Raw genomic sequence first — 23,230 nt, forward strand, 5'->3', positions numbered from 1 at the left:
TTGATATAGCGGGGATATACAACTTCGTGTAGTTGGTTGATTATCAATGAACTATTTTTTCATTATGTTAAATAGGATGGTGTGTATACCGCATGGCGTAGGAGAGCTGCTGCGGAGGAGATCGACCTTTAAGTTTTTAGATCGGTGTATACATCGCCGCAGTACAAGAGCTAAACATTGCCCAATGTTGTTACTGCAGTTGAAGAGTGTGACACAACGGCGGCTTAATAGTAATACCAATGCCGGTTTCCCAAAAAAAGTTATTCAGTAATACTACGCAGCACGATAAATCATAATTTCCGCTGAAACGTGTTTCGCCACTTCGCCCTTACTTTGTATCATCAAAATTAGGATATGCCTGCAACACCCCAAGCCCCCAAAATTCTCTTCGCCAATGTGCCTTTCGATGGGCATTTCAGCCCGCTTACGGGACTGGCCATGCACCTGGTAAATAAAGGATATGATGTTCGCTGGTACAGCGGCCTTTGCCACGAACGAAAGATTGCCGAAATGGGTATTCCCATGTACCCGTTCAAACGTGCGCTGGAACTGAATCAGCACAATACGGACGAACTGTTCCCGGAACGGAAAAAGATCAAAGGAAAAATGGCGAAACTGAAATTCGACATTAACCGTTTTATTGACCGTGCGCCTGAGTATTACGAAGACATCCGCGAGATACACGGTACGTTTTCGTTCGACATATTGATTTGCGACGTGGTATTTACGGGTGCGGCACTGATTAAAGAACTGATGGACGTGCCTGTACTAGCAATAGGCGTGGTGCCTTTAAGTGAATCGTCGCGCGACCTGCCGCCTTCGGGAATGGCCATGTTACCGGCGAAGAACAGAATGGAGCGTTTGAAACATGCGGTGTTGCGGTATGTGTCCAGGCGGTTTATTTTTAACGATGGACTTAAACGGCTGAACAGTATTTACGCGCACTATCAACTACCGCCATACAAAGGAGTGTTGCTCGATGTAATGTGTAAAAAGGCCGACCTGTTGCTGCAAAGCGGCACGCCGGGGTTCGAGTATAAAAGAAGCGATTTGGGTAACAATGTCCGTTTTATTGGGCCCCTGCTGCCTTACTGCTCCAAAGCGCCCAGACCTTTCACCGCGCAGGGCCGCCTGATGTTGTACGATAAAGTGATACTGGTAACACAGGGCACTGTGGAAAAAGACCCGGAGAAACTGCTGGTCCCCACGCTGGAGGCTTTTAAAGATACTGCCTACATGGTGGTGGCCACTACCGGAGGTTTTAATACCGAAGAACTGCGTAAACGCTTTCCCCAAAAGAACATCCTGATCGAAGACTTTATCGATTTTGACCAGATTATGCCGCTGGCGCATGTGTATGTAACCAATGGCGGTTACGGAGGGGTCATGCTTTCTGTTAAACACAGGCTGCCTATGGTGGTAGCGGGTGAGCATGAAGGTAAAAACGAGATTAACGCCAGGGTAGGGTATTTCGGTTTGGGCGTTAACCTGCGCACCGAAGCGCCCGACCCGCAACAGGTACGCGCGGCGGTAGAAAATGTGTTGCAGGATACCAGCTACCGCAACAGCGTGGCGGTACTGGCTAAAGAGTTCCTGGGGTACGAACCGGCAAAAGCGACCGAACGGTATGTGAAGGCTTTACTGCATATGCGCCGCCGTGACCAGGAGATAAGGCGGCTACTGGTAAAATAAACAGGGCTTATCGCGTCCATATTGCCGGGAAATGTAGTTCCCGGCATTTTTAAGCACAGGAGTGATCGTTTCGTCGGTAAATCCCGGCAACGTACCATGAACTTTCCTTGTTACAGGCGTTTGGTGTTTTTATTTTAAAAATATTGATATATATTGGTTCGTTACCAAGATCTATAGTAAAATTAATACCCAGCACGTCACAACATTTATGAATCGCTTTACCTGCTTATCCTGCATTGTTTTTTGTTTAACAGCTTTTTCCAGGGTGGCGTCCGCACAGGACCAGCCGGTGGATACGAGCGTCCGTGAATCTGCCATCCGCAATGCGGAAGCATACTATCACCAGGTGATCGCTTCGCAGTCGCGCCTCTATAACGGCAGCGAGTACGTGCCTTACGCTTTCAAGCTCGACGATGGCAGCCATTATTTCCTTTCCGATACGCTGGAGGTGGGCTCTGTGGTGTATGATGGGCTCCGTTTCGATAACGTGGCCATGATGTACGACCAGGTAAAAGACCAGCTGGTAGTGCAGGAGGCGGGCAACTTCTTCAAAATTTACCTGGTAAATGAAAAGGTATCTGAGTTTTCTTTGCTGGGTCATACTTTCGTACGCATCGTGCCCGATAGTCTGAATGCCCGGGTAATCAGCACCGGCTTTTTTGACCGCCGTTACCAGGGAAAAAGCGGGGTATATGTAAAAACGAGTAAAATGATACAGGAAGCCACCACCAACGAGGGTATCAAGCGTACTATTAATAGTGTAATACGTTATTACGTGCTGATGGCCGGGAAGTTCCATCCGGTAAAAAAGGAAAAATCGGTGCTGGCCCTGCTGGGCGATAAAAAGAAAGAAGTTCGCCAGTACCTCCGTAAAAATAAGATCAAGTATAAAAAAGACCGTGCAACTGCCATTGCCAGTACTATCGCTTACTATGACCAACTGATCAAGTAAAATCATGCTATTACGCCTTCAACTTCTTTTTATTTCCCTGTTGCTGTGCCTGGGCGCTCACGCGCAAACGCCAACGGAGAAACTGATTACAGCAGACTTTTCTGATCTGCCTGTAGAACGTTTTCTGCAATCGCTGGAAGCCCGCTCCGGGTACAAGTTTTATTACGATACCGCTCATTTCGACAGTTTGCGTATTACACTCAGTGTAAAAGAAGCACCGCTGTCGCAGGTATTACAGCGGGGTCTTAGCGGCTCACAGCTTAATTACGCGATCGACGGCAACCGTGTTTACATTACCAAAGAACGCAGCATACGACTGGTACTCCCTGAAGAATATTTCGTTCGCAGGGCGGAAGATCCCGCTCAGCCTAAAAAAACGGACGAAGTGATCGACTACCAGCAAACGACCAAAACAGTACAGGAGGCTACGCTGGAAAATAAACTTTATACCATCGGTGTGGTGGGTGGCAGTAAAGATGCTACCGTGAACCTGGCCGGTTACATCCGCAATACACAAACCGGCGAACCCGTAATAGGGGTGTCGGTTTATGTTGATAAGCCTAAACGGGTAGGCGTGGCAACCGACCAATACGGTTATTACTCCATTAACCTGCCCCGTGGCCGTCATGTGCTGCATATTCAAAGCATTGGTATGCGTGATACCCGCAGGCAGATTTTATTGAACGACCATGGTAAACTGAACATAGAAGTGCAGGAGCAGGTGATTTCGCTGAAACACGTGACTATTACGGGCGAAAAGGCCAGTAACATAAGAGGCACGCAGATGGGGGTAGAGAAATTGAGCATCAAAACGATTAAACAGGTACCTACTGTGTTTGGTGAGGCGGATATATTGAGGGTAATATTAACCCTGCCGGGCGTTAAGTCGGTAGGTGAGGCCAGTACAGGGTTTAACGTACGCGGTGGGGCTGCCGATCAAAACCTGATCCTTTTCAACGATGCTACTATTTATAATCCTGCTCACTTCTTCGGTATGTTCTCCGCTTTTAACCCGGAAGTGGTGAAGAGTGTGGAGCTGTATAAAAGCAGCGTGCCGGCCAGGTACGGTGGTCGCTTATCTTCCGTGCTGGATGTGCAGGGCCGCGAGGGTAACAAAAAGAAGTTTTCCGGTGTAGGTGGTTTAGGCCTGCTTACGAGCCGCATCAACCTGGAAGGGCCGCTGTTTAACGACCGTACGTCCTTTGTATTCGGCGCACGCACCACGTATGCCAACTGGATGCTGAAATTGCTGCCACAGGAATATGAGAACAGTAAAGTGAACTTCTACGATGTAAACCTGCTGTTAAGTCACGAGGATAAAAAGAAGAAGAACTCTTTTTATCTCACTACATACCTGAGCCGCGACCGGTTTGCGCTGAACAGCGATACTACCTATGGTTACGGCAACAAGAACATCTCCCTTAAATGGAAACATACATTTAACAGTAAGTTCTCCGGCACGGTTACTACCGGTTACGATTTCTACGACTACAACATTAACAGTGATGCCCTCGAACTCGAAGCTTACAAACTGAAGTTTGATATTGGTCAGGCTAACCTGAAGTTCGACTTCAACTATTACCTGAACGCTAACCATACATTCGATTTTGGTGTAAGCAGCATCCTGTACAAACTGCACCCAGGCAGCTACGAGCCGGTTGGTAAAAAATCGGAAGTAATGCCTGATATTATGCCGGCGGAGCAGGGACTGGAAAGTGCGGCTTATATAACAGACCATATCACGCTCACCGATAATATATCGCTGGACGCCGGTATTCGCTGGTCGATGTTTAACTCCATGGGGCCCCGCACGGTGAACTATTATCAGCCGGGCCTTGCCCGTTCTGATGCGAGCCTGATAGAAAGTAAAACATACAAGAATGGTGAATTCATCAACAATTATAACGGACCGGAAATTAGGGTGGGCGCACGTTTTGCATTAGGCGCCAACTCATCGATCAAAACATCTTACAACACTACCCGCCAGTACATTCATATGCTGTCGAACACCACGGCCATTGCACCAACCGACGTATGGAAACTGAGTGATCCTAATATTAAACCGCAACGTGGCGAACAGGTTTCACTGGGCTTTTATAAAAACCTGAAATCTAACACCATCGAAACCTCGGTAGAAGTGTACTATAAAAACCTGCACGACTATCTTGATTATAAGAGTGGCGCCTCACTGGTACTTAACCACAAACTGGAGCAGGATGTTATTAATACCAAGGGCAGGGCTTACGGCGTAGAACTGATGATCAAAAAGCTCACCGGCAAACTCAATGGCTGGATCAGTTACACCTATTCCCGCACGGAGTTGAAAGTTGATGATCCAACTACTACAGAAACCATCAACAAAGGCGGCTTCTATCCTTCCAATTACGATAAACCGCATGATGTAACCATGATCGGTAACTATCGCTTCTCGCACAGGGTAAGTTTTTCACTGAATGCCACATATAGTACCGGGCGGCCTATTACACTGCCAATCGGTAAATACTATTATGCCGGTTCTGTACGTACGCTTTACTCCGACAGGAACGCTTACCGTATTCCCGATTACTTCCGCACCGACCTTTCCATCAATATAGAAGGTAATCACAAAGTGCATCAGAAAACGCATAACTCCTGGACCATTGGCGTGTATAACCTTACCGCCCGCAGGAATGCTTACTCTGTATACTTCGTATCCGAAAACGGCGTGGTGAACGGATACAAACTGTCGATCTTCGGCAGCGCTATCCCATTTGTTAACTTTAATATCAGATTTTAAGATATGGGCAACCGATTAAGACATACCGTGCTGCTGGCTGTACTGCTCATGCTGGGATTTAGTTGTAAAGACCCTTACAACCCGCCGGTAACCACCGCAGATTTGCGCTACCTGGTAGTAGAAGGTGATATCCTGAACGGAGCGTCGCCTACCGTTATCAAATTAAGCCGCACCGCAAAAATGGTTGACACTGCTTTTATCAGACCTGAAGTTACCGCACAGGTGAGGGTAGAGGGAGATAATAACACCAGTTGGGTACTGTCGCACACTGGCCAGGGCAACTATTCTGCCGGTATACTTACACTCAATGAAAATGTAAAATACCGCCTTTACGTGCGCACCGATGATGGGAAAGAGTACGCCTCCTCATTTGTGGCCGTGCATAAAAACCCGCCGATCGACAGTGTAACCTGGAAATGGGAGGGAGATGAAGGTGTAAAAATACTGGTGAACACGCATGACCCGGAAAACAAAACCCGTTACTACCGCTGGAATTATACCGAAACCTGGGAACACGATACGTATTACTTTTCGGAACTAAAGTATCTGGAACCGCCTCCACGGGTTGTGGAGCGCGCTCCGGGAGAAGTGCTGCCCATGCGCTGCTGGAAGTTCGAAAACTCAAGCAGTATCATTATCCACTCTACCGCCCGCCTGGCCAACGATATTGTAAAAGATAAACAGATCACCCGTGTGCCGAACGGATCGTGGAAGATGGGCGTGAAATACACCATTCTGGTCCGCCAGTACACCATGGCAAAAGAAGCCCTGGATTATTGGCAAATGATGCAGCGTAACAGCGAATCGCTGGGGTCTATTTTCGATCCGCAGCCTTCCGAATCGCGCGGTAATATTACCTGCCTTTCCAGGCCGGATGAAATGGTGATCGGTTATGTTAGTGTTGGCTCCGTGCAGGAACACAGGCTATGGATCAGCCGTTCAGAACTGCCCGGCTGGCGTTATGGCCTTGATTGCGATGAGTACTATGTACCTAACGACCCGGACAGCCTGCTGTCTTATTTCGGCAGCCAGATGTATCTGCCTGTCATGCAGGATCAGCTGACCGGACGAATATTGGGTGTAACACCTTACTGTGTAGACTGTTCCCTGATGGCTAGTCCGATAAAACCCGATTTCTGGCAATAACTGTTAACGACAACAACATAAATGATACCGGTGAATATTATTAGAAAACTGCTTCATGCACTTATCATACTGGCCCTTCCGGCGCAGCTTACCGCGCAAACGGTACTGCAGTCGGCCCTGGACCAGTACCGGAGAAAGGTATTCCAGGAAAAAGTGTATGTACACACCGATAAAGATTTTTACCTCGCAGGCGAGATCATGTGGTTTAAAGTATATGATGTAGATGCCTCGTGGCACAGGCTGGCCAATGTAAGTAAAGTGGCTTATGTAGATGTGCTTGACCAGCAGCATCGCAGTGTATTGCAGGCCAAGGTGGAGTTGAAGGATGGTACGGGCAGTGGCTCGGTTTATGTACCCGTAACGGTTAACACCGGTACATTCAAATTGCGCGCCTACACCGCCTGGATGAAAAACTTCGATGCATCGGGGTATTACGAAAAAACGATCACGGTAGTGAACTCGCAGAAGTTACTGGATGTTCCGGCGGACGATAAATCCTCGTACGAGGTGCATTTTTATCCGGAAGGCGGTTACCTCGTAAAAGGCCTGGAAAGCAAAGTAGCATTCACGGTAAAAGATAAAAGCGGTAACGATGTGAGTTATACCGGCGCTGTACTCGACCAGTTTAATGATACCGTGCTTAGCTTCGTGCCGGGCAAACATAGTACAGGCAATTTCCTGTTCACGCCGCGTGATGGCCGTATTTATCACGCCATTATAAAACCCGCCGGAGCTGCGGCTGTGGAAGCTAAATTGCCTGAAATCCGTAACGCCGGTTATGTAATGGCGTTAACGACAGAAGGTAACCAGGTAAAAGTAAGTGTAAGTGCTGCCAATACAGGTGCCGATGCGGTGTATCTGCTGGCCCATACCCGCCAGGTGTTAAAAGTAGGGGAGAGCAAAACGATACAGAACGGCAAAGCTGAGTTCATGATCGACAAGGCAAAACTGGGTACAGGTATAACGCATTTCACGCTCTTTAGTATGGATCGCCAGCCGCTTTGTGAGCGCCTTTACTTTAAACGTCCACAGACTTTTGAAATACAGGCCAGCACTGACAAGCAACAATACAATATCCGGCAGAAAGTAGATATTGCCATCAGTGCGAAAGACGCTGCGAGCATGTCTATGGCTGTATATCGCCTCGATTCTTTACAGCAGCCGGCTGCAGATGATATTACTACCGCGCTGTATCTTACTGCTGATATTGGCGGGTATGTACATAATGCAGGCGACTACTTAAAAGATACCAGTCCTGAAGGCGACATCGCACTCGATAACCTGCTGCTTACCCGCGGCTGGCGCAGGTTCCGCTGGGACGATGTGCTTTCTGAAAAGAAACCGGCTTTCCAGTACGCGCCTGAGTTTAACGGTCACCTGATTACGGGGCAGGTCGTAGATACCCGCACCAACAGGCCCACCAGCAGTATCGCCACGTTCCTGTCTATTCCTGGTCCTACCGTGGAGTTTTATACTTCGCTGAGCGATGAAAAAGGGAATGTGAAATATGATGTGCGCGATTTCTACGGTCCTAGTGAAGTAATTGCGCAGGCCGACGGACAAAAAGACAGCATGTTCCGTATCGATATCGACAGCCCATTTTCCGATAGTATTGCGGCAGGCAACTGGCCGCAGAAAGGGATCAGTGAAATATACGCACAAACGCTGAACCGCCGCAGCATTAACATGCAGGTACAAAATATTTTCACGGGCGAACAAATGAAACGTATTACCATGCCGGTGGTAGATACTTCTGCATTCTACGGCTCGCCTGATGCGCGTTATATGCTCGACGACTACACCCGTTTCACCACCATGGAAGAAGTACTGCGTGAGTACGTACTGGGTATAAACGTTCGCCGTCGCGGTGGCCGCTGGGTACTAATGGCGCTGGATATGCCCACACGCAACTTTTTTACAGGCAACCCGCTGGTATTGCTGGATGGCGTGCCCATGTTTAATATGGATAAAGTACTGGCCTACGATCCGTTGAAAGTACGTAAGCTCGAAGTACTCACTAAACGTTATTTCCTGGGGTCGCTGTACTTTGATGGGGTGGTAAGTTTCACCACATTTAAAGGTGATATTAATGGCTACGAACTCGACGCCAATGCAACGGTGGTCGATTACGAAGGTCTGCAGGTACAGCGCGAGTTTTACAGTCCGGCGTACGATACCGATGAAAGTCGCGCTTCGCATTTGCCTGACTACCGTAACCAGCTTGCCTGGCGTCCTGATGTGGCGAACGAAAGTACACAAAGCTTTTATACGTCCGATTTGCCTGGCCGCTACGCTGTTGTATTGCAGGCGATAGGTAAAGATGGAAAAACAGGTAGTAAAGTGGTATTTTTCGAAGTGAAAGAATAATTGCCAGAAAGGCACGAATCTAAATACAGGCCGCCTTCCCACCGGGGAAGGCGTTTTTTTTGTACCGCTCATCCATATAAAAGGGGAAGACTCTTGTGTGATTTATTTAATATATTATCTTTGATAAACCAGACCATTCCTCACCGCAAAAGGCGGCATTGTTTAACCATAGAGCGAGATTTATGTCTTTGAAGCTGAATGAATTTGAAACGAAACTAAAAGACGCGCAACAGAAAGCTGAGCAACTATTCCGGACCCTAGAAGAGCGACTCATCCTGATCGCCGGCCAAACTGAGAAAGAATTGAATACGAGAATTTACGACCTGGCATTTGAGTTATTCGGCATCCACAAGTACTGGCATAAAAGGATTGTAAGGGCAGGCGTCAACACCCTTTCTCCCTACGACGATAATCCGCCGAACCTGATGATCATGCCCGACGACATTATGTTTCTCGACTTCGGCCCCGTGTTTGAAGATTGGGAGGCCGACCTGGGCCGCACCTACGTACTGGGCAACAACAAGGATAAACTTCGTCTTCTTCATGATATTGAAACTGCCTGGCAGCAGGGCAAGCAACACCTGCGGGCTAATCCGGGCCTTACGGGTGCTGAGTTTTACCAGTATTCAGTAGATCTGGCCCAAAGTTACGGCTGGGAATTTGGCGGCACCATCGCCGGCCACATCATCGGTAATTTCCCACACAAAGAAATCCTTGGCAGCGAGATCGTTAACTACGTGCATCCCGACAACCACGTACCTATGAATGCCCCCGACAAATTTGGCCATCCCCGCCACTGGATCTATGAAATACACTTTGTAGACAAAAAGCAGCAGATCGGCGGTTTCTACGAGCAATTAGTGACGATAGATTAGGGACGGGCTTCATAACACTGATCAGCCGCCGTTGTGTCACTCCCTTCAGCGGTTGGTTCATGTATGGTCAATTCCCTCCCGGTGTAGTCAGATTCCTTCGCATAAAAAAGCCGCCCTGTAACACAGAGCGGCCCTATATCCTTAAAAACTTCTTACTTCAGCAATTTCAATATCTCTTCCGATTCTTCCCTGTCGCGGGCTATGTCGTAAGGCCTTTCGCCGTTAAAGTCTTTAGCACCTTTGTTGGCACCATGTTGTAACAGCAGTTTTACCATGTCGTATTGTTGCTCGCCTTCTGCCACCTGAATGTGCAGGGGCGTTTCATCATCGAGGGATTTGGCGTTTACGTTGGCGCCGAGTTTAATGAGGGCTTCCGCTACTTCAGGATACAATACGAGGTGGAGGGGCGTCATACCTTCGTCGTTCTTAGCGTTTACATCGGCACCCAGTTCCGCCAGGTAATTGATCATCTGTGGATCTTCAGCCAGGGCTGCGGCGTGCATGATCGAAAATTCGTATTCGTCCTTTTCTTTTAACAGCTGCGGGTCGGCAGCCAGAATTGTTTTCACCTCGGCAATATCTCCTGTTTCCGCTGCCTGGTATAAATCGCTAAATGTGTACATGGATGTTCCAATTTGCGGTAAATATAAAAAGGCCCGCGTAAAAAAACGCCAGTTGGTGTACTATTTAATCTAAAAAGTGCTTGGAATGGTCTTTGTTGCTCTTTAAGCAACCGGGCGCAGGATTTAATTGTTATCTAACCAGCCCGTAACTTTCTTAAACGAACCTGTTATGCAATACAAAGACAACAAACGATCCAGGCCCCGCGCCGGTGCCATTTATGAAAGCACCCGCGTAATGAACGTGAGTAAGGCTGGCAGGGTGGCTTCGGCTACCGCCGGTGCTATGCTGTTATGGAATGGATTAGACAAAGTGCGGACTTCCCCGTTCAGTGCGCTGTTAAAGGTGGTGTCTGGCGGTTATTTATTGTACCGCGGCATTTCCGGCAACTGCCCGATTTCTGCCATGTTCCTTGCTGATGATGAGGTGAGGCATACCCCGGCCGTAAACATCCGTACGGAATTTACGGTAAACAAGCCCCGCATGGAAGTGTACGAGGCCTGGCGTAAACTCGGGAACCTGCCTAACTTCATGAAGCACCTGAAGTCTGTAGAGGTAATAAGCGACACCCATTCTCATTGGACGGCCAAAATACCTGGCGGTTTCGGTGATTTTGTATGGGACGCTGAAATCATCCAGGAAGATGCAGGTAATGTACTCGGCTGGCGCTCTCTGCCCGAATCAATGGTAGAAAATGCAGGTAAAGTGGTGTTTGAAGATGGTCCCGACGGGGGAACTCATCTCGAAGTGATTATCACTTATCGCCCGCCTGCGGGGCTCATCGGTACTGGCATCGCCAAACTGCTGAATGGCGGTTTTGAAAAGCTGGTAAGCGCCGATGTGCATAATTTTAAACAATTCGTAGAGGATGGCGTCAGTGTAAAGGACGTTAACGACGTTCCTACAAAGAAAACGTCTTTCAGAAATAGATCAAAGGGGGAAGGGCTCACTCTTTAGGGTAACCTTCTTCCGGTCAAAAGCCTCCTGGTGTTATATCGGTATTTCTTCTGATTTACTGTATAGTCGCCCGGAGGTTTTATTTATTGGGTGTAAAGCGGGGTAATGGGCTGGTTTGTTGTTACGGAAAATCTCCGCAGCAGTGGTTACCAGTAAAGTAGTCAACATGTCAAAGGAAACGCTGAGTTGGCCAAAGCCCTTAAACCTCAAAGCAGCGTGCTTACGCGACGCTGCAGGGCTGCGGACTAAAACCCACACTACCTGGTCATAAATCCGCAAGGCTGTTTGCCAGGGCAATATCGTCTTTACTTAGTGCTGCGCTGTCGCCCAGCTTCCAGAAAAGGCTTTGCGCTATAATGGCCGCATCGAAGTCGCGGCGCGATGGTCCTTCGTTTTCGTATATGCGTTTTCGGTTAAATAATGCGTAAAACATCCTGAAGCGTTGCTGGTGATACACCGGCCCCAATGTATAGTGGTCGCTGGCTTCCGGCATTTCACGGTCGGCATTCATACACAGGGCGCCAATGCGTACATGTATTTCCTGTTTGCCGGGTACTGTAAACCTTATCGCTTTAGGTAGCAGTCCGTTTTTCACTGCCAGGTTCGACGATACGAATACCAGTCCTTCCGGCAGGTTAACCTCCACCGGTGCAGTAGTTTGGTTATGAAGGGTGATGCAAAGCGCCACCCGGGCATAACTCATTCCGTAACTGTTGGCATCCGGCATTTGGCAGTTGCCTCCGTAAATACCCCGCAGTTCCACTCCCTTTGGAAGGTGAAAGGCAGTTCCATCGGGTTTATCGGCCCGCGCGCCCATACCCGCTACATGCGAATGCATGGGATTGGCCGGCGTTGGCGATTGTGCCGTCTTTTCCTTTTCGCAGGCCGTAGTGGCCAGCAGCAAAACGGATAAGTATGTGAGGACTGTATTCATCGGCTAAATATGCATTTACGGGCTTACAAATCCTTAAATGTGCCATAAATCTCCCCTTTTTTGCCGGTTTATGCAAGGTTTGCTTGCATGAAATGCCGGATTTGCTGATTGAACTGCCTATATTTTGATTGTACGGCGGCAGGAATTGATTAAATCGTACTTTTGCCGCCTCAATTGTACACGTAACATGATAACAGCTGCCAAAGGCAAAGTGGTCACCATCGATTACTCTATAAAAGACAGTCAGGGCAACCTGCTGGACAGCAACGACGGCATGGGGCCCGTATCGTATATCCAGGGCACTAATAAACTCCTGACGGGCCTGGAAAAAGCACTCGAAGGCAAAACGCCGGGCGAAACGGTAAATGTAAAGTTGCCGCCCGAAGAGGCTTTCGGCCAGCGGGTGGATAACCTCATCCGCACCCTGCGCCTGCAGGACCTCGAAGTAGGCGATGCTCCGCTTGAACCTGGGGAGATCATTACGCTTGGCGATGAAGAAGGCGGATGGATCGTTACCGCTGTCGATGACGATACTGTGTACCTCGACGGAAACGACCCATGGGCAGGTAAAACCCTGCACATACAGGCAAAAGTGCTGGGTGTAAGGGATGCAACTCCGGCCGAGATCATGGCCGGTGAAGTAAAAGCATAAACTAATTATCGATAAAAACGGAAAGTCCCGGTCATTACAACCGGGACTTTTCTATAGATCATCCTTTTAAACGGCACGCTATAAATAATTACTGGTATTTTTTAGCAAGCTCCTGGTATATATCTTCTCCCCAATCGGGGTCCAGCGGAGACCTCGGTTTAAATGAAGCATACTTCTCCGCCGTTTGTTCCACCACCGGTTTTGCCTTTTGTTTACCCCCACCGAACATTGCAGGCGTATGATAAATTACCAGTGCCTTCACCAGGTAGGCCCTTGGGTTAGCCGGATTAGCTTCTATGGCCTGTTGTGCGTACTTACGGCTTTGTTTTGCCAAGGTTACACCACGACTGTTTTGTGCATTGATCCTGGCGCTTAGCCAGTAAGCCATGAGGGTAAGTGTTTCGGAATGCGTGGGCTGCATTTGCAGCGCCTTTTTTACATACGCCTCCGCCTTGTTCGATAATGATTCTGCATTATCAGCTTTAAATGAGGCCTGCGTATATCCCCAGCCGGCATAGTACTGCAGCAGCCACTCTTCAGGATGCTCGTTCGCCATCTTAGAGATCTTATCCGCAGTTTCCTGCCATACACTTACAGAGGTGGAATTATCGAAAGTTTTGATGTCTTTGCTTAACTCTTCATGCCAATCCTGCGCGCTTGCCTGTAGGCAAAGGAACAGGCTGCATATAATATAGGTTAAAGTACGTTTCATAAAAAGGGTTTTCGTTTGTGGATAGATGACAACAGTCATCCTGCTGACGATACCGGTGCCAATTACGTACCAACTATGCAGCAGAGGGGGCATATATACAAAAATGCCGCCTCACAGGGAAGCGGCATTTCTCTTTGGGGGAAATAAACGGGGATGGCGTTCCCGGGAATATCCCGGCCTTTATTTAGAATTTTGCACTGATACCTATTTTGGTCCAGGTTACGTCGTAACCCAGTTCTGCGAAGGCAGACAGGTTGCTGGTGAAGTAGTAACGACCACCAACAATTACGCTACCATAGAAGTGCGTGTATTTGTCTTTGATCGTTTCATCTTCCCATTTCGACTTGTAGTTCTCGAAACGAAGCCCCGTTTGCACACCGCCGTAAACATCATACTTTTCAGTGTTTAGTTGTTCCCAATGGTAAGTACCGCGTACACCTACAACCGTGTTTGTATAACGGTTCTTGTAATCGTAGTCTACACCTTCGCCGTCGTAACCTTTGAATTTGTGGGCAATGCTGCGGCGGGTAATAATACCACCAACAGCCAGCAAACCAGGCCCCAGCTGTTTAGGGATCACCCGTTCAAATGATACGCTCACGGCAGGGAAGCCCTTGTAGCCAGAGGCATAGCTGTAGGCAGAGCCAAAACCGAGACCAACATTCACCAGGTTTTCGCCACCTTTTAACTGGGCTTGTACTTTTGGGGTTGATAAGCCAACAACGAATGCTGCTGCCAGCGTCATGCGCTTGAAATTTACTTTCATGTTTCAGGAATTAATATTTGAGGTTTTAAGTGTTTTCCGTTTAATGCGATGCAAAAGTAACAGGAGAGAACAACTATGCCTTCAGTAGTTATACTGAGAAATGGAAATTAGTATTTACGCAATAAACTGAGCGGTTGGTATGTAGCGGTGTGTGTTATTGTAACTGTTGTTGCGAAGTGGCCATCATCCAGGCCTGTTCTAAATAGTTTTTTGCGCGGGGCGTATCGGGATTGAGTTGTATGGCTTTATTAAAGAAGGCAATGGCGCTGGCGAACTGTTTTGTTTTTAAGTGATAGATACCAAGGTTCCGATAGGCGTAAGCGTTAGCCGGGTCTAGTTCCAGGCTGTAACTGATAAGCAGGCGGCCTTCTTCCAGCTGCTCCAGCATCAGGTGCGCGTAACCACGGTTATCGTACGCATAAGCGAGTTTTGGCGCCAGGTCAATGGCCTTTTGCAAGTATACACTGGCCTCTTCATACTCGCCTCTTTCCGCTAACTCATAACCAAGATTATTCAGTACCACTGCATTATCCGGGTCGGCGTCCAGTGCCAGGCGGTAGTGGTTCATGGCCTGGGTTGCATCGTTGTTGTGACTGGCGAGGTAGCCTGCATGAAAGTGGTCAGTGGCATCAAATGAAGATATTTTACCTAACCTTTCCAGGCAGGCTGCGGCCTCATCGTGCTTTTTATCCAGTAACAACGAACTGCAAAGGGCCCGGAGCAGGATTTCATTACAAAAACCATTTTCAATGATGTAATTCAGCTCATGAGCCGCATCGCGATAATTCTCCTGGCTGTAAAACCGGAACGCGCTGGTAATGTTCTTATGGAACTTACGGGTGCGTATGGTGAAAAGGATCATATAACCATCGTTGTACAGTATCTTACCTTTCTTATCCTTTATGCTACGCGGCACCAGGTTCATTACCAGGTCGATGAGAGAGAAGGCGAGTACGGTAAAACCGATCAGCCTTAAAGGCGCATCATGATTATACTTTAATACAAAGAATAACGACCCTGTGGCCAGCAGGAGAGAGAAAAAGGCACCGCCGTAAAGTATGACAAGCTGGTGCGCATAGCTGCTCTCTGCTTTCGCCCCCCGGCAAATACCCGCTGGTTTCATGATGAGCAGGGGTGTGAGTTTAATATAACAATGCAATCGCCCCATCCTTACCTTCAGCGATTTTTCATAGTCGCCAAAGGAGCCAATGAACACTTCCACATTTCCCTCTTTTGAAAACAACAGCATGGGTATAGCATGGCCCAATTCGTGGAAAAACGTCGTAATAGGATTGATAATTACAATCAACAGGTAAATTACTGTAAAGGTCATCACAATCGTCATAGGGATCGGTTTAGGCTAAACAATATCACGCTAACGTTAATTTACGCATAAGATGCGTAAAAACGGTTTTTCCATACCCAATATAATGTTAAAAATATATAATATATATGATATTGAAAAGAGAAAGATCAGTATTTTCCAGAATTAGGAAGATGGGTATATTTGCCGTCCCATGTATGCAATAGTCGATATAGAAACAACGGGAGGGCATGCCAGTGCCAGCGGTATAACGGAGGTGGCTATTTTCATTTCGGACGGCATAAGGGTTGTGGACCAGTACCAGACCCTGATCAATCCCGGTGTAAAAATCCCCACTTATATTACGGCCCTTACCGGCATCACCAACGAACTGGTGGCCGACGCGCCTTATTTTGAGGACGTAGCGGCAGAGATCCACGCCTTCCTGAAAGACCACATCTTTGTGGCTCATCATGTAAACTTTGATTATTCTTTCCTGAAGTTCCATCTGGGGCATTACGGGTACGATCTCAATACCAGGAAGTTATGTACTGTAAGGCTAAGCCGGAAGATATTTCCCGGGTTGCCGTCGTATAGTTTAGGTAACCTGTGCCGTTCGCTGAACGTGCCGCTTATTAACCGGCACCGTGCGGGCGGCGATGCAGAGGCTACGGCTAAACTGTTTGCCATGTTGGTGGAGGCGGATGAAAAGGGCGCTATAGCCACTGCATTGAAGCCCAGCTCCAAAGAACACTTCCTGCCGCCTAACCTTTCCGTAGAACAGGTAACCAAACTGCCCGGTATGCCAGGCGTTTATTACTTCCACGATGAAAAGGGCAAGGTGATTTACGTGGGCAAGGCGAAGAATATCAGTAAACGGGTGAACAGCCACTTTACGGGTAATAATGCCGGCCGCCAGCGCCAGGAGTTCCTGCGCAACATCCACAGTATCAGCTTTGAATCTACCGGCACAGAACTGATGGCTTTCATCCTGGAGTCGGTTGAAATCAAACGCCTGTGGCCTGCCTATAACTATTCACAAAAACGTTTCGAGGCCCGCTTCGGCTTTTACCTGTTCGAAGACCAGGAAGGGTATCTGCGCCTGGCTATTGAAAAACGCCGTAAACACACGCTGCCGTTGCATAGCTTTAACTTGCTGCTCGATGGCCGTAACCGCCTTAAATCGCTGGTAACCAGGTTCAGTCTTTGTCCAAAACTCTGTTTCCTGCAAACCGCTCCCGAATGCGCGGGGCTTGAAGATCATACCTGTAACGGCGCCTGCGAGAAACGAGAGGCACCGGAAGTGTACAACAGCCGGGTACTGGAAGCTATTAAACATCTTCAGGAAGAGCAGCCATCCTATGTTATCATGGGCAACGGTCGTGGGGTGGGCGAACAGAGTTGTATCCTGATGGAAAAAGGCCGGTTTTATGGCATGGGCTACTTAACCCGCGATGTCGCTATTACGAATATAGATATGTTGAAGGACTACCTGACGCCTTACCCGGAGAATGAGTATATACTGAATTTGATTAAGCAGTATGCGGTGACGAAGGGGATGGCGAGTTTGACGGCTTAAACGGCGCTGAGATATTGGAAGGTGCGGTGTATACACCGCGCCTTTTTTATGTTTGGGGAGCTGTTGGGGCGTGGTGATGAAGAGTTTTACGGCATGAATCGTACTTCAGCTATTAGAAGGTGCGGTGTATACACCGCCAAGCCAGGCAATAAAAAGGCCCGGTATCACCAGGCCTTCAAACTCAGTCGTCTTGCTTATCTTCTTCCCATCCTTCCTTCACCTTATCCTCCATCAACTTCGCCATTCCCGCCACGGCCGCCTGCCCGCCCGCCAACGTCTTCACCTGCACCTGGCCCTTAGCCCCATTCTTCCCACTACGGATAATCAGTTTTGCACCCTCGGTGGCCACTTCCCAGAAACGGCCGCTTTGCGTAAACCGCCTAAAGATAAGCGCATCGTATGCGCCGGAGGTAACCGGTGCCGGAGGTGCTTCGGGGAAAAGACTTTGCGGGGCGGGTTTTACTGCTACCGGTGCATCTTCCTTAATATGTTGCAGTTTCTTCAATATCGCATCCATTACACGCTGTGGTTGATGTAACCAGTCTTTTGCATATACCGTAATGGTGCGCCAGCCCGCATTCTCCAGCAGGGCAGGGCGTTGGTAGTATTGCTCTATCACATCGGGATTGCTGTAATAACTATCATCGTCGATGATCACGCTTAAGGTGTATGCAGTATCGTCCGCATTGGTTTTTACGGCCAGTGAGCAACGGAAGCCGGATTGGCCTACCTGCTCTGCTACGGTGTAACCGCGTTGTTCTAACTGGTGGCGGATCTGCTGCCTGATCACGGTATCGCCTGCACGTTGTTTGTGCTGGAACTTCTGCGGCAACAAACCGTCCAGTATCTGCCGTGCCTGTTGCATATTGCCACTGCTAACATTGTCGGAATAGTGCAGGAAACGTTTAAAGTAATTGGCGCCCGCATTGTACTCGTTCGTGATCTGGTTATGACGGATACTGCTTACCACGGCCATGTGCCTGCGCGCACGACTGAATATCACGTTCAGTCGTTTCTCTCCGCCTTTTTTATTGATCGGGCCGAAGTTCATCGACATCTTACCACGCTTATCGGGTGCGTAACAAATGCTGAGGATAATGATGTCGCGCTCGTCGCCCTGCACATTCTCCAGGTTTTTTACGAACAGGCCGGTAAACTGGTCGTCATCTGTACGTTCCTGCGCCTCTTCAAGTAACTGCGCAAATTCACGGTCTTTCTCCGCAAGTTTGTCCAGCGCGGATTCTATCGCGTGTTGCTGCTCCTGGCTAAAGGCTACAATGCCTATGCTTTCGCGGGCCTGCTGCTTTAGCAGGGACCTTACCATTTCTGCAATGTATTCGGCCTCGCCGACGTTGCTCCGTTTTACATATTGTCCCTGTGAAATGTAGTGGTAACTAATGCTACGGTCGAACAGGGCGGGGGCGTGCTGCGCTGCATCGGCTGCTTCGTTACTGACTATCGGCGTTTTCTCACTGTGATGAATGGAGCGGTCGGGAATTGTCAGCAGGCTTGCATCATAAAATGCGTGGTTGCTGTAACTGATCAGCGTTTCGTACACACTGCGGTAGTGCCATCCTAACATTACGCTATGCATTTTACGTGCGCCCTGTACTAACAAACTGTCTGCATCTGCACTTAAAATATCATTTTCATCTTCTTCATCAGGTACCTCCAGGTCGTCCGGATCGCCGGTTTTAGCGGCGAAGAAGTCGGTGGGAGGCATTTGTTTTTCGTCGCCTACAATAATGGCCTGTGGCGCACGATAGAGCGTAGGTACACCTTCTTCCAGTGTTATCTGGCTGGCCTCGTCGAATATCACGGCGTCAAAGAAGGAGATGTCCAGTGGCAGACTATCACTTACACTCAAAGGACTCATCAGCCAAACTGGTTTTAAATCTTTTAATACCAAACCACTCTCTTTCTCGGCTAACTCCCGGATGCTCTTGTAACGCATGCTTTTGGAGAACTCGTTCTCCAGTATTTTCCTTCCTTCGTTATACTCCTTTTTAAAGTCCTGCTCTTCGTCGGTTAACTGCGATAAGGCCCTGTTGCTGATCTCCACATGCTGCTGGAACTGCTGGCGGATGTTCGCCCTTATACAGTCTGCATTCAGCTTCAATAGCTGTTTGTAACAATGTTTGATTTCACCCGCTGCTTTCTCTATGGCCAGGCTATCTGTATTGGCAAAACTTTTATTGTACTGGTAAATATGCCGCAGCGTTTTATGCGCCATGTTCGCTTCCAGTTGTTCTGGTGTAAATGGCATGCGGCGTACAGCGTGTTTCATACCATCGGGCATGTTTACATAGTTGCCCAGCGCAGGTAACAGGTCGTCTAACGAATCGGTGTTGATGCTGATGTTCTCCAGGTCGTCGAGCAACTCCTGCACCGACTCGCGGTTCGGGTCCTGTAAACATTGACGCAACTGTAAATCAAGCTTGTGCAACGTTTCATGTAAACCTGCGAGCTGCTTTACTACCCGCGATGGTTCGGGGTGTTTCAGCAGGTATTGTAAAGAGCGGTCGTCGAGTTTGGTACGCATCCGTTCTATACTCAGCCGCGTCATTTCGAGATTGTCGATCCGGTATTGCTGTTGCAACTGGCGGTTCAGTTCATTCACCCGGTCGGCCGATTCGTATTCGGCTTTCAGTTGCTCGAGTATAGTGCTGTAAGCAGGTTTAACTAGGTGTTGGGAGAAGTCGTAAGTATCTTCCAGTTGCTTCTTCAGTTTACGCCAGCCGCTGTTCAGGAAGCGGAAGAACGCTGTTTCCTGCTGCTGTGCTACCTGTAAAGCGTTCAGCGTGTCCTGCTGACTAAACTTGCGTTTCCAGTTACTGTTCTGTGCTTCTATCGCTGCCTGGGCCTGCTGCGCCAGTTTGTACTGTACTACCTGCTGGTCAAATTGCTGCGCGGCCGCATTAGCCGGATCAACGAGTTCAAGGTTGTTCGTTTCTGCCAGTGGCAGCAGGAGGGTGGCGTGTAATATCAGTTGCCTGATACCTTCTATACTGCCGCCATACGTGGCGTCTATGTTGTTTTCTTCAACCACCCGCACCACTACATCGAGCAGTTGTTGCGTTTGTTGCAGCAGTTTTTCTAACAGGTGATGGGGTTGTGGCGATGTAAACACCTGCTCGTTCAACTGACTGATAGGATGTTCGGAAAAAGCAGCGGAGGCGCCGCTGTCTTCCAGCGCTTTACCCAGTTGCTCTATTACCTGTCCAAACTGTTGCCAGTGCTGGTAATGCGGGATCATCTCTTCCTCCTTTGCCTGCATGTTTTGCAACAAAGGCCGCATGGCTATTACTTTTTCTATCAGGTTGTGTACGCTGATGCCTGCTACTTCCTGCTCACCCGCATTGGTGGTGTGGTATTGCTCCAGCAGCCCCAGTTGTTCCTGCAAATTGTGCAGCAGCGCGCTCCTTTTCAGGTTAATGCTGTGCAGGTCCATCTTCTTCTGCAAAAAGTCTTCGTAAGTGGCTTTCAGGTTGCGTATAAACGAACGTTTGTCGCCCTGACTATCATGTATGTAACAGCACAATTCATCCAGCCCCTGCTGCTTTAAACGGTGATATACCACATCCAGTGCGGCGCGTTTCTCACATACGAACAACACTGTTTTGCCACGGGCTACGAAGTCGGCCACGAGGTTGGTAATGGTCTGACTTTTACCTGTTCCCGGAGGACCCTGGATAATATAACTTTCCCCGCTGCGGGCTTGTGAAATGGCGCGGGTTTGGGTGGGATCGGCGTTGATTACATGGAACCATTCTGAGGGCGGAGGGGCGTCTGCCGGTGCTTCCTGCAAGGGTTTGGGCTGCGCGTTAAACAGCTTGTCAAACACCTGGTGTGTTACCTGCTGGTCCATTACCTGGTTGTAATCGCGCACCAGGCTCATTTTTTTATAGTTGAAGTTACCCAGTACAATGTTGCATACATCGAAGTCCCAGCGATAGGGATTACTCTCTGTTTGCGCCATGGTAAACATCTCCTTCTCTGTAACGGGGTCGGTAATCAGTTGCGGTGCCTCTTCGTCCGTAACAGGCACCACCAAAGCCTTACTCTCTGCCGGAATACCAGGTTTGTTCAGTCTTTTCAGGTATTGGTTCACGGTTTGCCGCGCTTCCCTGTACACGAGATTAATACGTGGTTTATCGGCGTATTGTAATACGATGCCGCGATTGGCACCTTCTATCTGTACCTGCAGCAACTGGTAAAACTGCTCCAGGCTCATCTCGTCGAGGTCTACATAATCGGGTAGTCTGATGCCGTATAGTTCGTGCAGGAAGTTGGCCAGTACCGGGTTTACTTCTGCTTCGTTGGCATTTACTTTCAGGATGTACTGATCTTCTGTAACGCTTTTCTTCTTCTTCAACTCTACGGGAATCAGCAGCAGCGGACTTTGTATACGTTCGTCCGCCTCGTCGCGCAGGTTGTGCCAGTTCAGGAAAGCGATAACGAGTTTCAACTGCGAGAAGCCAAATTCCTGGATGTCGTGTTGCGCTTCTACCCGTATTTTGTTCAGCGCTGCGGGCAGGTAAGGATGATCTTCGAAACGCAGGTATTTGTTCAGCGCCATCTCTTTCATCCCTTTTACCTTATCTGCAATTTCCTCGTTCCAGGTAAACAGCAGCTGCGGCCTTATGCTCTGGTAATGCAGTACCATGGGCACACTGCTGATAGTAAGGTTAATGAAACGGGCGTTGGATTTATAGTACAAAAGCCGGTTGCGGCGACTGGTGTCGAATAAGCGGTTGCGCAGTTTATTCAGGATAAAATCATTCCGCTCGTTACGCGCCTGATGCACCCAACCTGCTACTTCGGCGAGGTCGAGTTGTTTCTCCGGGTCGAAGTCGCGGTAATGTTCCAGGCGGTGAATGGCTTCGTATAAATCCTGGGTGCGTTTTTTCCTGTCCAGCTCCGTCATTTCGGTAATGAGGGTGCCGATGGCAGGGTGTATTTTGGGTTTATAACGACTCGGGTGGGAGCGGTGACTCACAAACAGCGCCAGGTCTTTTTCGTCGTACAGGTCAAGACCCATCGCCACACTACCTAACACCAGTCCAAGGCAGAAAATGTCCGTTTGTTCGTCGTGGTGTTGCAGCAGCATTTCATAGCTCTGGTAACCAGGTATATAGGCCGGATGTTTCACCGGTAGTTGCAGATCGGTTTGTATACGCAGGCTCACCATCGTATCGTCCGTTACTTTCACTTTGTCTACCACTTCAAAGTGCGGCGACTGCGAGTTTGTAAGCGCTGCGAGGGCTGGAATATTGAACTGTGGCGGTAAAGCCATTTCCATATTCACGGAAAGCTCCTGCCCGTTGGCAATCAAAGCTTCTTCCCGCTGGAAAGGCGCCGTCAGCTCTTCTTCATGGATCTTTAATACGGTCCTGAACAGTGGTAGCACGCCTGCAATCACATCGTCTGTCGTGTAATCGCCATGCTCAAAAGCGGTAATCAAAAATTGCCTGAATGTTTGTGTCATAATTGCCATGCGAAAGCGTAAAAATATGGTTTAAAGGAGTATCTGGGCGGGGAAATTGCTAACGGGCAGTAAATGAATATATTAGGTTTTTCTGCGCTTCCAGTTGCTCCACTATTAACGTTTTTAAAGGGTGATTGGTATCCGGCGGCAGTAATTCTGTTCAGCCGCCGTTGTGTCACTCCCTTCAGCTATAGTAAGGCAGATCAACAGGGCAAAGATACGACACCGGGGAGGCGTTTCTGTTAGGCAAATTGTTGATTTTATATGGCAAATTGTTGACGCAGGGTTAGATCGTTGCTGGTAGGGGATTTGTTTATCAATCCTATATCCATCCTATATCGATCCTATATTCGCCGTCACCACCATGGCGGGTTTCAGCGGAAATGGATATAGGATGGGTAAAGGATCGA

General features: G+C 48.6%; 15 protein-coding genes. 9 read left to right on the forward strand and 6 right to left on the reverse strand.

Features of this window, described 5'->3' with window-relative positions; translation table 11 throughout:
• Positions 1-354: 354 nt before the first annotated feature.
• The 6 genes from QZT80_RS15250 to QZT80_RS15275 all read left to right on the forward strand — a co-directional run bounded on the left by QZT80_RS15250 (position 355) and on the right by QZT80_RS15275 (position 9,808).
• Positions 355-1,692, forward strand: coding sequence for a nucleotide disphospho-sugar-binding domain-containing protein (locus QZT80_RS15250; RefSeq protein WP_295123590.1), 1,338 nt, complete (start codon positions 355-357; stop codon positions 1,690-1,692).
• 265 nt (positions 1,693-1,957) lie between these two features.
• On the forward strand, positions 1,958-2,644 hold the full coding sequence (locus QZT80_RS15255; RefSeq protein WP_295123593.1) for a hypothetical protein: 687 nt from the start codon (positions 1,958-1,960) through the stop codon (positions 2,642-2,644).
• Positions 2,645-2,648: 4 nt separating this feature from the next.
• A complete protein-coding gene (locus tag QZT80_RS15260; RefSeq protein ID WP_295123596.1) occupies positions 2,649-5,420 on the forward strand; it encodes a TonB-dependent receptor in 2,772 nt (923 codons plus the stop codon).
• Positions 5,421-5,423: 3 nt separating this feature from the next.
• Positions 5,424-6,566 carry a DUF4249 domain-containing protein gene (locus QZT80_RS15265; RefSeq protein ID WP_295123599.1) on the forward strand — a complete coding sequence of 381 codons (1,143 nt, stop codon included), beginning with the start codon at positions 5,424-5,426 and terminating at the stop codon, positions 6,564-6,566.
• A gap of 30 nt (positions 6,567-6,596) precedes the next feature.
• The gene (locus QZT80_RS15270; RefSeq protein ID WP_295123603.1) at positions 6,597-8,933 is read left to right on the forward strand and encodes a hypothetical protein; all 2,337 of its coding nucleotides are present in this window, start codon (positions 6,597-6,599) and stop codon (positions 8,931-8,933) included.
• A gap of 182 nt (positions 8,934-9,115) precedes the next feature.
• A complete protein-coding gene (locus QZT80_RS15275) occupies positions 9,116-9,808 on the forward strand; it encodes a M24 family metallopeptidase (RefSeq protein ID WP_295123606.1) in 693 nt (230 codons plus the stop codon).
• A 152-nt stretch (positions 9,809-9,960) separates the two neighbouring features.
• Here the strand turns inward: QZT80_RS15275 and QZT80_RS15280 are convergent, their stop codons facing one another.
• Positions 9,961-10,431 (reverse strand): ankyrin repeat domain-containing protein, encoded by a 471-nt coding sequence (locus QZT80_RS15280; protein WP_295123609.1) that lies wholly within the window; start codon positions 10,429-10,431, stop codon positions 9,961-9,963.
• 169 nt (positions 10,432-10,600) lie between these two features.
• Here QZT80_RS15280 and QZT80_RS15285 point away from each other — a divergent pair, with 169 nt between their 5' ends.
• Positions 10,601-11,386 (forward strand): SRPBCC family protein, encoded by a 786-nt coding sequence (locus tag QZT80_RS15285; RefSeq protein ID WP_295123612.1) that lies wholly within the window; start codon positions 10,601-10,603, stop codon positions 11,384-11,386.
• A 265-nt stretch (positions 11,387-11,651) separates the two neighbouring features.
• Here QZT80_RS15285 and QZT80_RS15290 read toward each other — a convergent pair whose 3' ends face one another.
• Positions 11,652-12,320: a hypothetical protein gene (locus QZT80_RS15290; protein WP_295123615.1), complete on the reverse strand. Its 669-nt coding sequence runs from the start codon at positions 12,318-12,320 to the stop codon at positions 11,652-11,654.
• Positions 12,321-12,507: 187 nt separating this feature from the next.
• Here QZT80_RS15290 and QZT80_RS15295 point away from each other — a divergent pair, with 187 nt between their 5' ends.
• Positions 12,508-12,972 (forward strand): peptidylprolyl isomerase, encoded by a 465-nt coding sequence (locus QZT80_RS15295; RefSeq protein WP_295123618.1) that lies wholly within the window; start codon positions 12,508-12,510, stop codon positions 12,970-12,972.
• Positions 12,973-13,060: 88 nt separating this feature from the next.
• Here the strand turns inward: QZT80_RS15295 and QZT80_RS15300 are convergent, their stop codons facing one another.
• The 3 genes from QZT80_RS15300 to QZT80_RS15310 all read right to left on the reverse strand — a co-directional run bounded on the left by QZT80_RS15300 (position 13,061) and on the right by QZT80_RS15310 (position 15,795).
• Positions 13,061-13,684: a hypothetical protein gene (locus QZT80_RS15300; RefSeq protein ID WP_295123621.1), complete on the reverse strand. Its 624-nt coding sequence runs from the start codon at positions 13,682-13,684 to the stop codon at positions 13,061-13,063.
• Positions 13,685-13,868: 184 nt separating this feature from the next.
• Positions 13,869-14,450, reverse strand: coding sequence for a hypothetical protein (locus tag QZT80_RS15305; protein ID WP_295123623.1), 582 nt, complete (start codon positions 14,448-14,450; stop codon positions 13,869-13,871).
• A gap of 154 nt (positions 14,451-14,604) precedes the next feature.
• Complete coding sequence (locus QZT80_RS15310; protein WP_295123626.1) at positions 14,605-15,795, reverse strand: tetratricopeptide repeat protein; 1,191 nt, start codon at positions 15,793-15,795, stop codon at positions 14,605-14,607.
• A gap of 172 nt (positions 15,796-15,967) precedes the next feature.
• Here QZT80_RS15310 and QZT80_RS15315 point away from each other — a divergent pair, with 172 nt between their 5' ends.
• Positions 15,968-17,332: an exonuclease domain-containing protein gene (locus tag QZT80_RS15315; RefSeq protein WP_295123629.1), complete on the forward strand. Its 1,365-nt coding sequence runs from the start codon at positions 15,968-15,970 to the stop codon at positions 17,330-17,332.
• 181 nt (positions 17,333-17,513) lie between these two features.
• Here the strand turns inward: QZT80_RS15315 and QZT80_RS15320 are convergent, their stop codons facing one another.
• A complete protein-coding gene (locus tag QZT80_RS15320) occupies positions 17,514-22,829 on the reverse strand; it encodes an AAA domain-containing protein (protein WP_295123631.1) in 5,316 nt (1,771 codons plus the stop codon).
• Positions 22,830-23,230: the final 401 nt, after the last annotated feature.

This window comes from uncultured Chitinophaga sp. (assembly GCF_902168175.1).
Lineage (GTDB): Bacteria > Bacteroidota > Bacteroidia > Chitinophagales > Chitinophagaceae > Chitinophaga.

Coding starts and splice junctions, on each gene's coding strand:
- QZT80_RS15300 (WP_295123621.1), bottom strand. CDS start 13,684: ATGAAACGTACTTTAACCTATATTATATGCAGCCTGTTCCTTTGCCTA.
- QZT80_RS15295 (WP_295123618.1), top strand. CDS start 12,508: ATGATAACAGCTGCCAAAGGCAAAGTGGTCACCATCGATTACTCTATA.
- QZT80_RS15250 (WP_295123590.1), top strand. CDS start 355: ATGCCTGCAACACCCCAAGCCCCCAAAATTCTCTTCGCCAATGTGCCT.
- QZT80_RS15280 (WP_295123609.1), bottom strand. CDS start 10,431: ATGTACACATTTAGCGATTTATACCAGGCAGCGGAAACAGGAGATATT.
- QZT80_RS15310 (WP_295123626.1), bottom strand. CDS start 15,795: ATGACGATTGTGATGACCTTTACAGTAATTTACCTGTTGATTGTAATT.
- QZT80_RS15320 (WP_295123631.1), bottom strand. CDS start 22,829: ATGGCAATTATGACACAAACATTCAGGCAATTTTTGATTACCGCTTTT.
- QZT80_RS15290 (WP_295123615.1), bottom strand. CDS start 12,320: ATGAATACAGTCCTCACATACTTATCCGTTTTGCTGCTGGCCACTACG.
- QZT80_RS15260 (WP_295123596.1), top strand. CDS start 2,649: ATGCTATTACGCCTTCAACTTCTTTTTATTTCCCTGTTGCTGTGCCTG.
- QZT80_RS15275 (WP_295123606.1), top strand. CDS start 9,116: ATGTCTTTGAAGCTGAATGAATTTGAAACGAAACTAAAAGACGCGCAA.
- QZT80_RS15315 (WP_295123629.1), top strand. CDS start 15,968: ATGTATGCAATAGTCGATATAGAAACAACGGGAGGGCATGCCAGTGCC.
- QZT80_RS15285 (WP_295123612.1), top strand. CDS start 10,601: ATGCAATACAAAGACAACAAACGATCCAGGCCCCGCGCCGGTGCCATT.
- QZT80_RS15265 (WP_295123599.1), top strand. CDS start 5,424: ATGGGCAACCGATTAAGACATACCGTGCTGCTGGCTGTACTGCTCATG.
- QZT80_RS15305 (WP_295123623.1), bottom strand. CDS start 14,450: ATGAAAGTAAATTTCAAGCGCATGACGCTGGCAGCAGCATTCGTTGTT.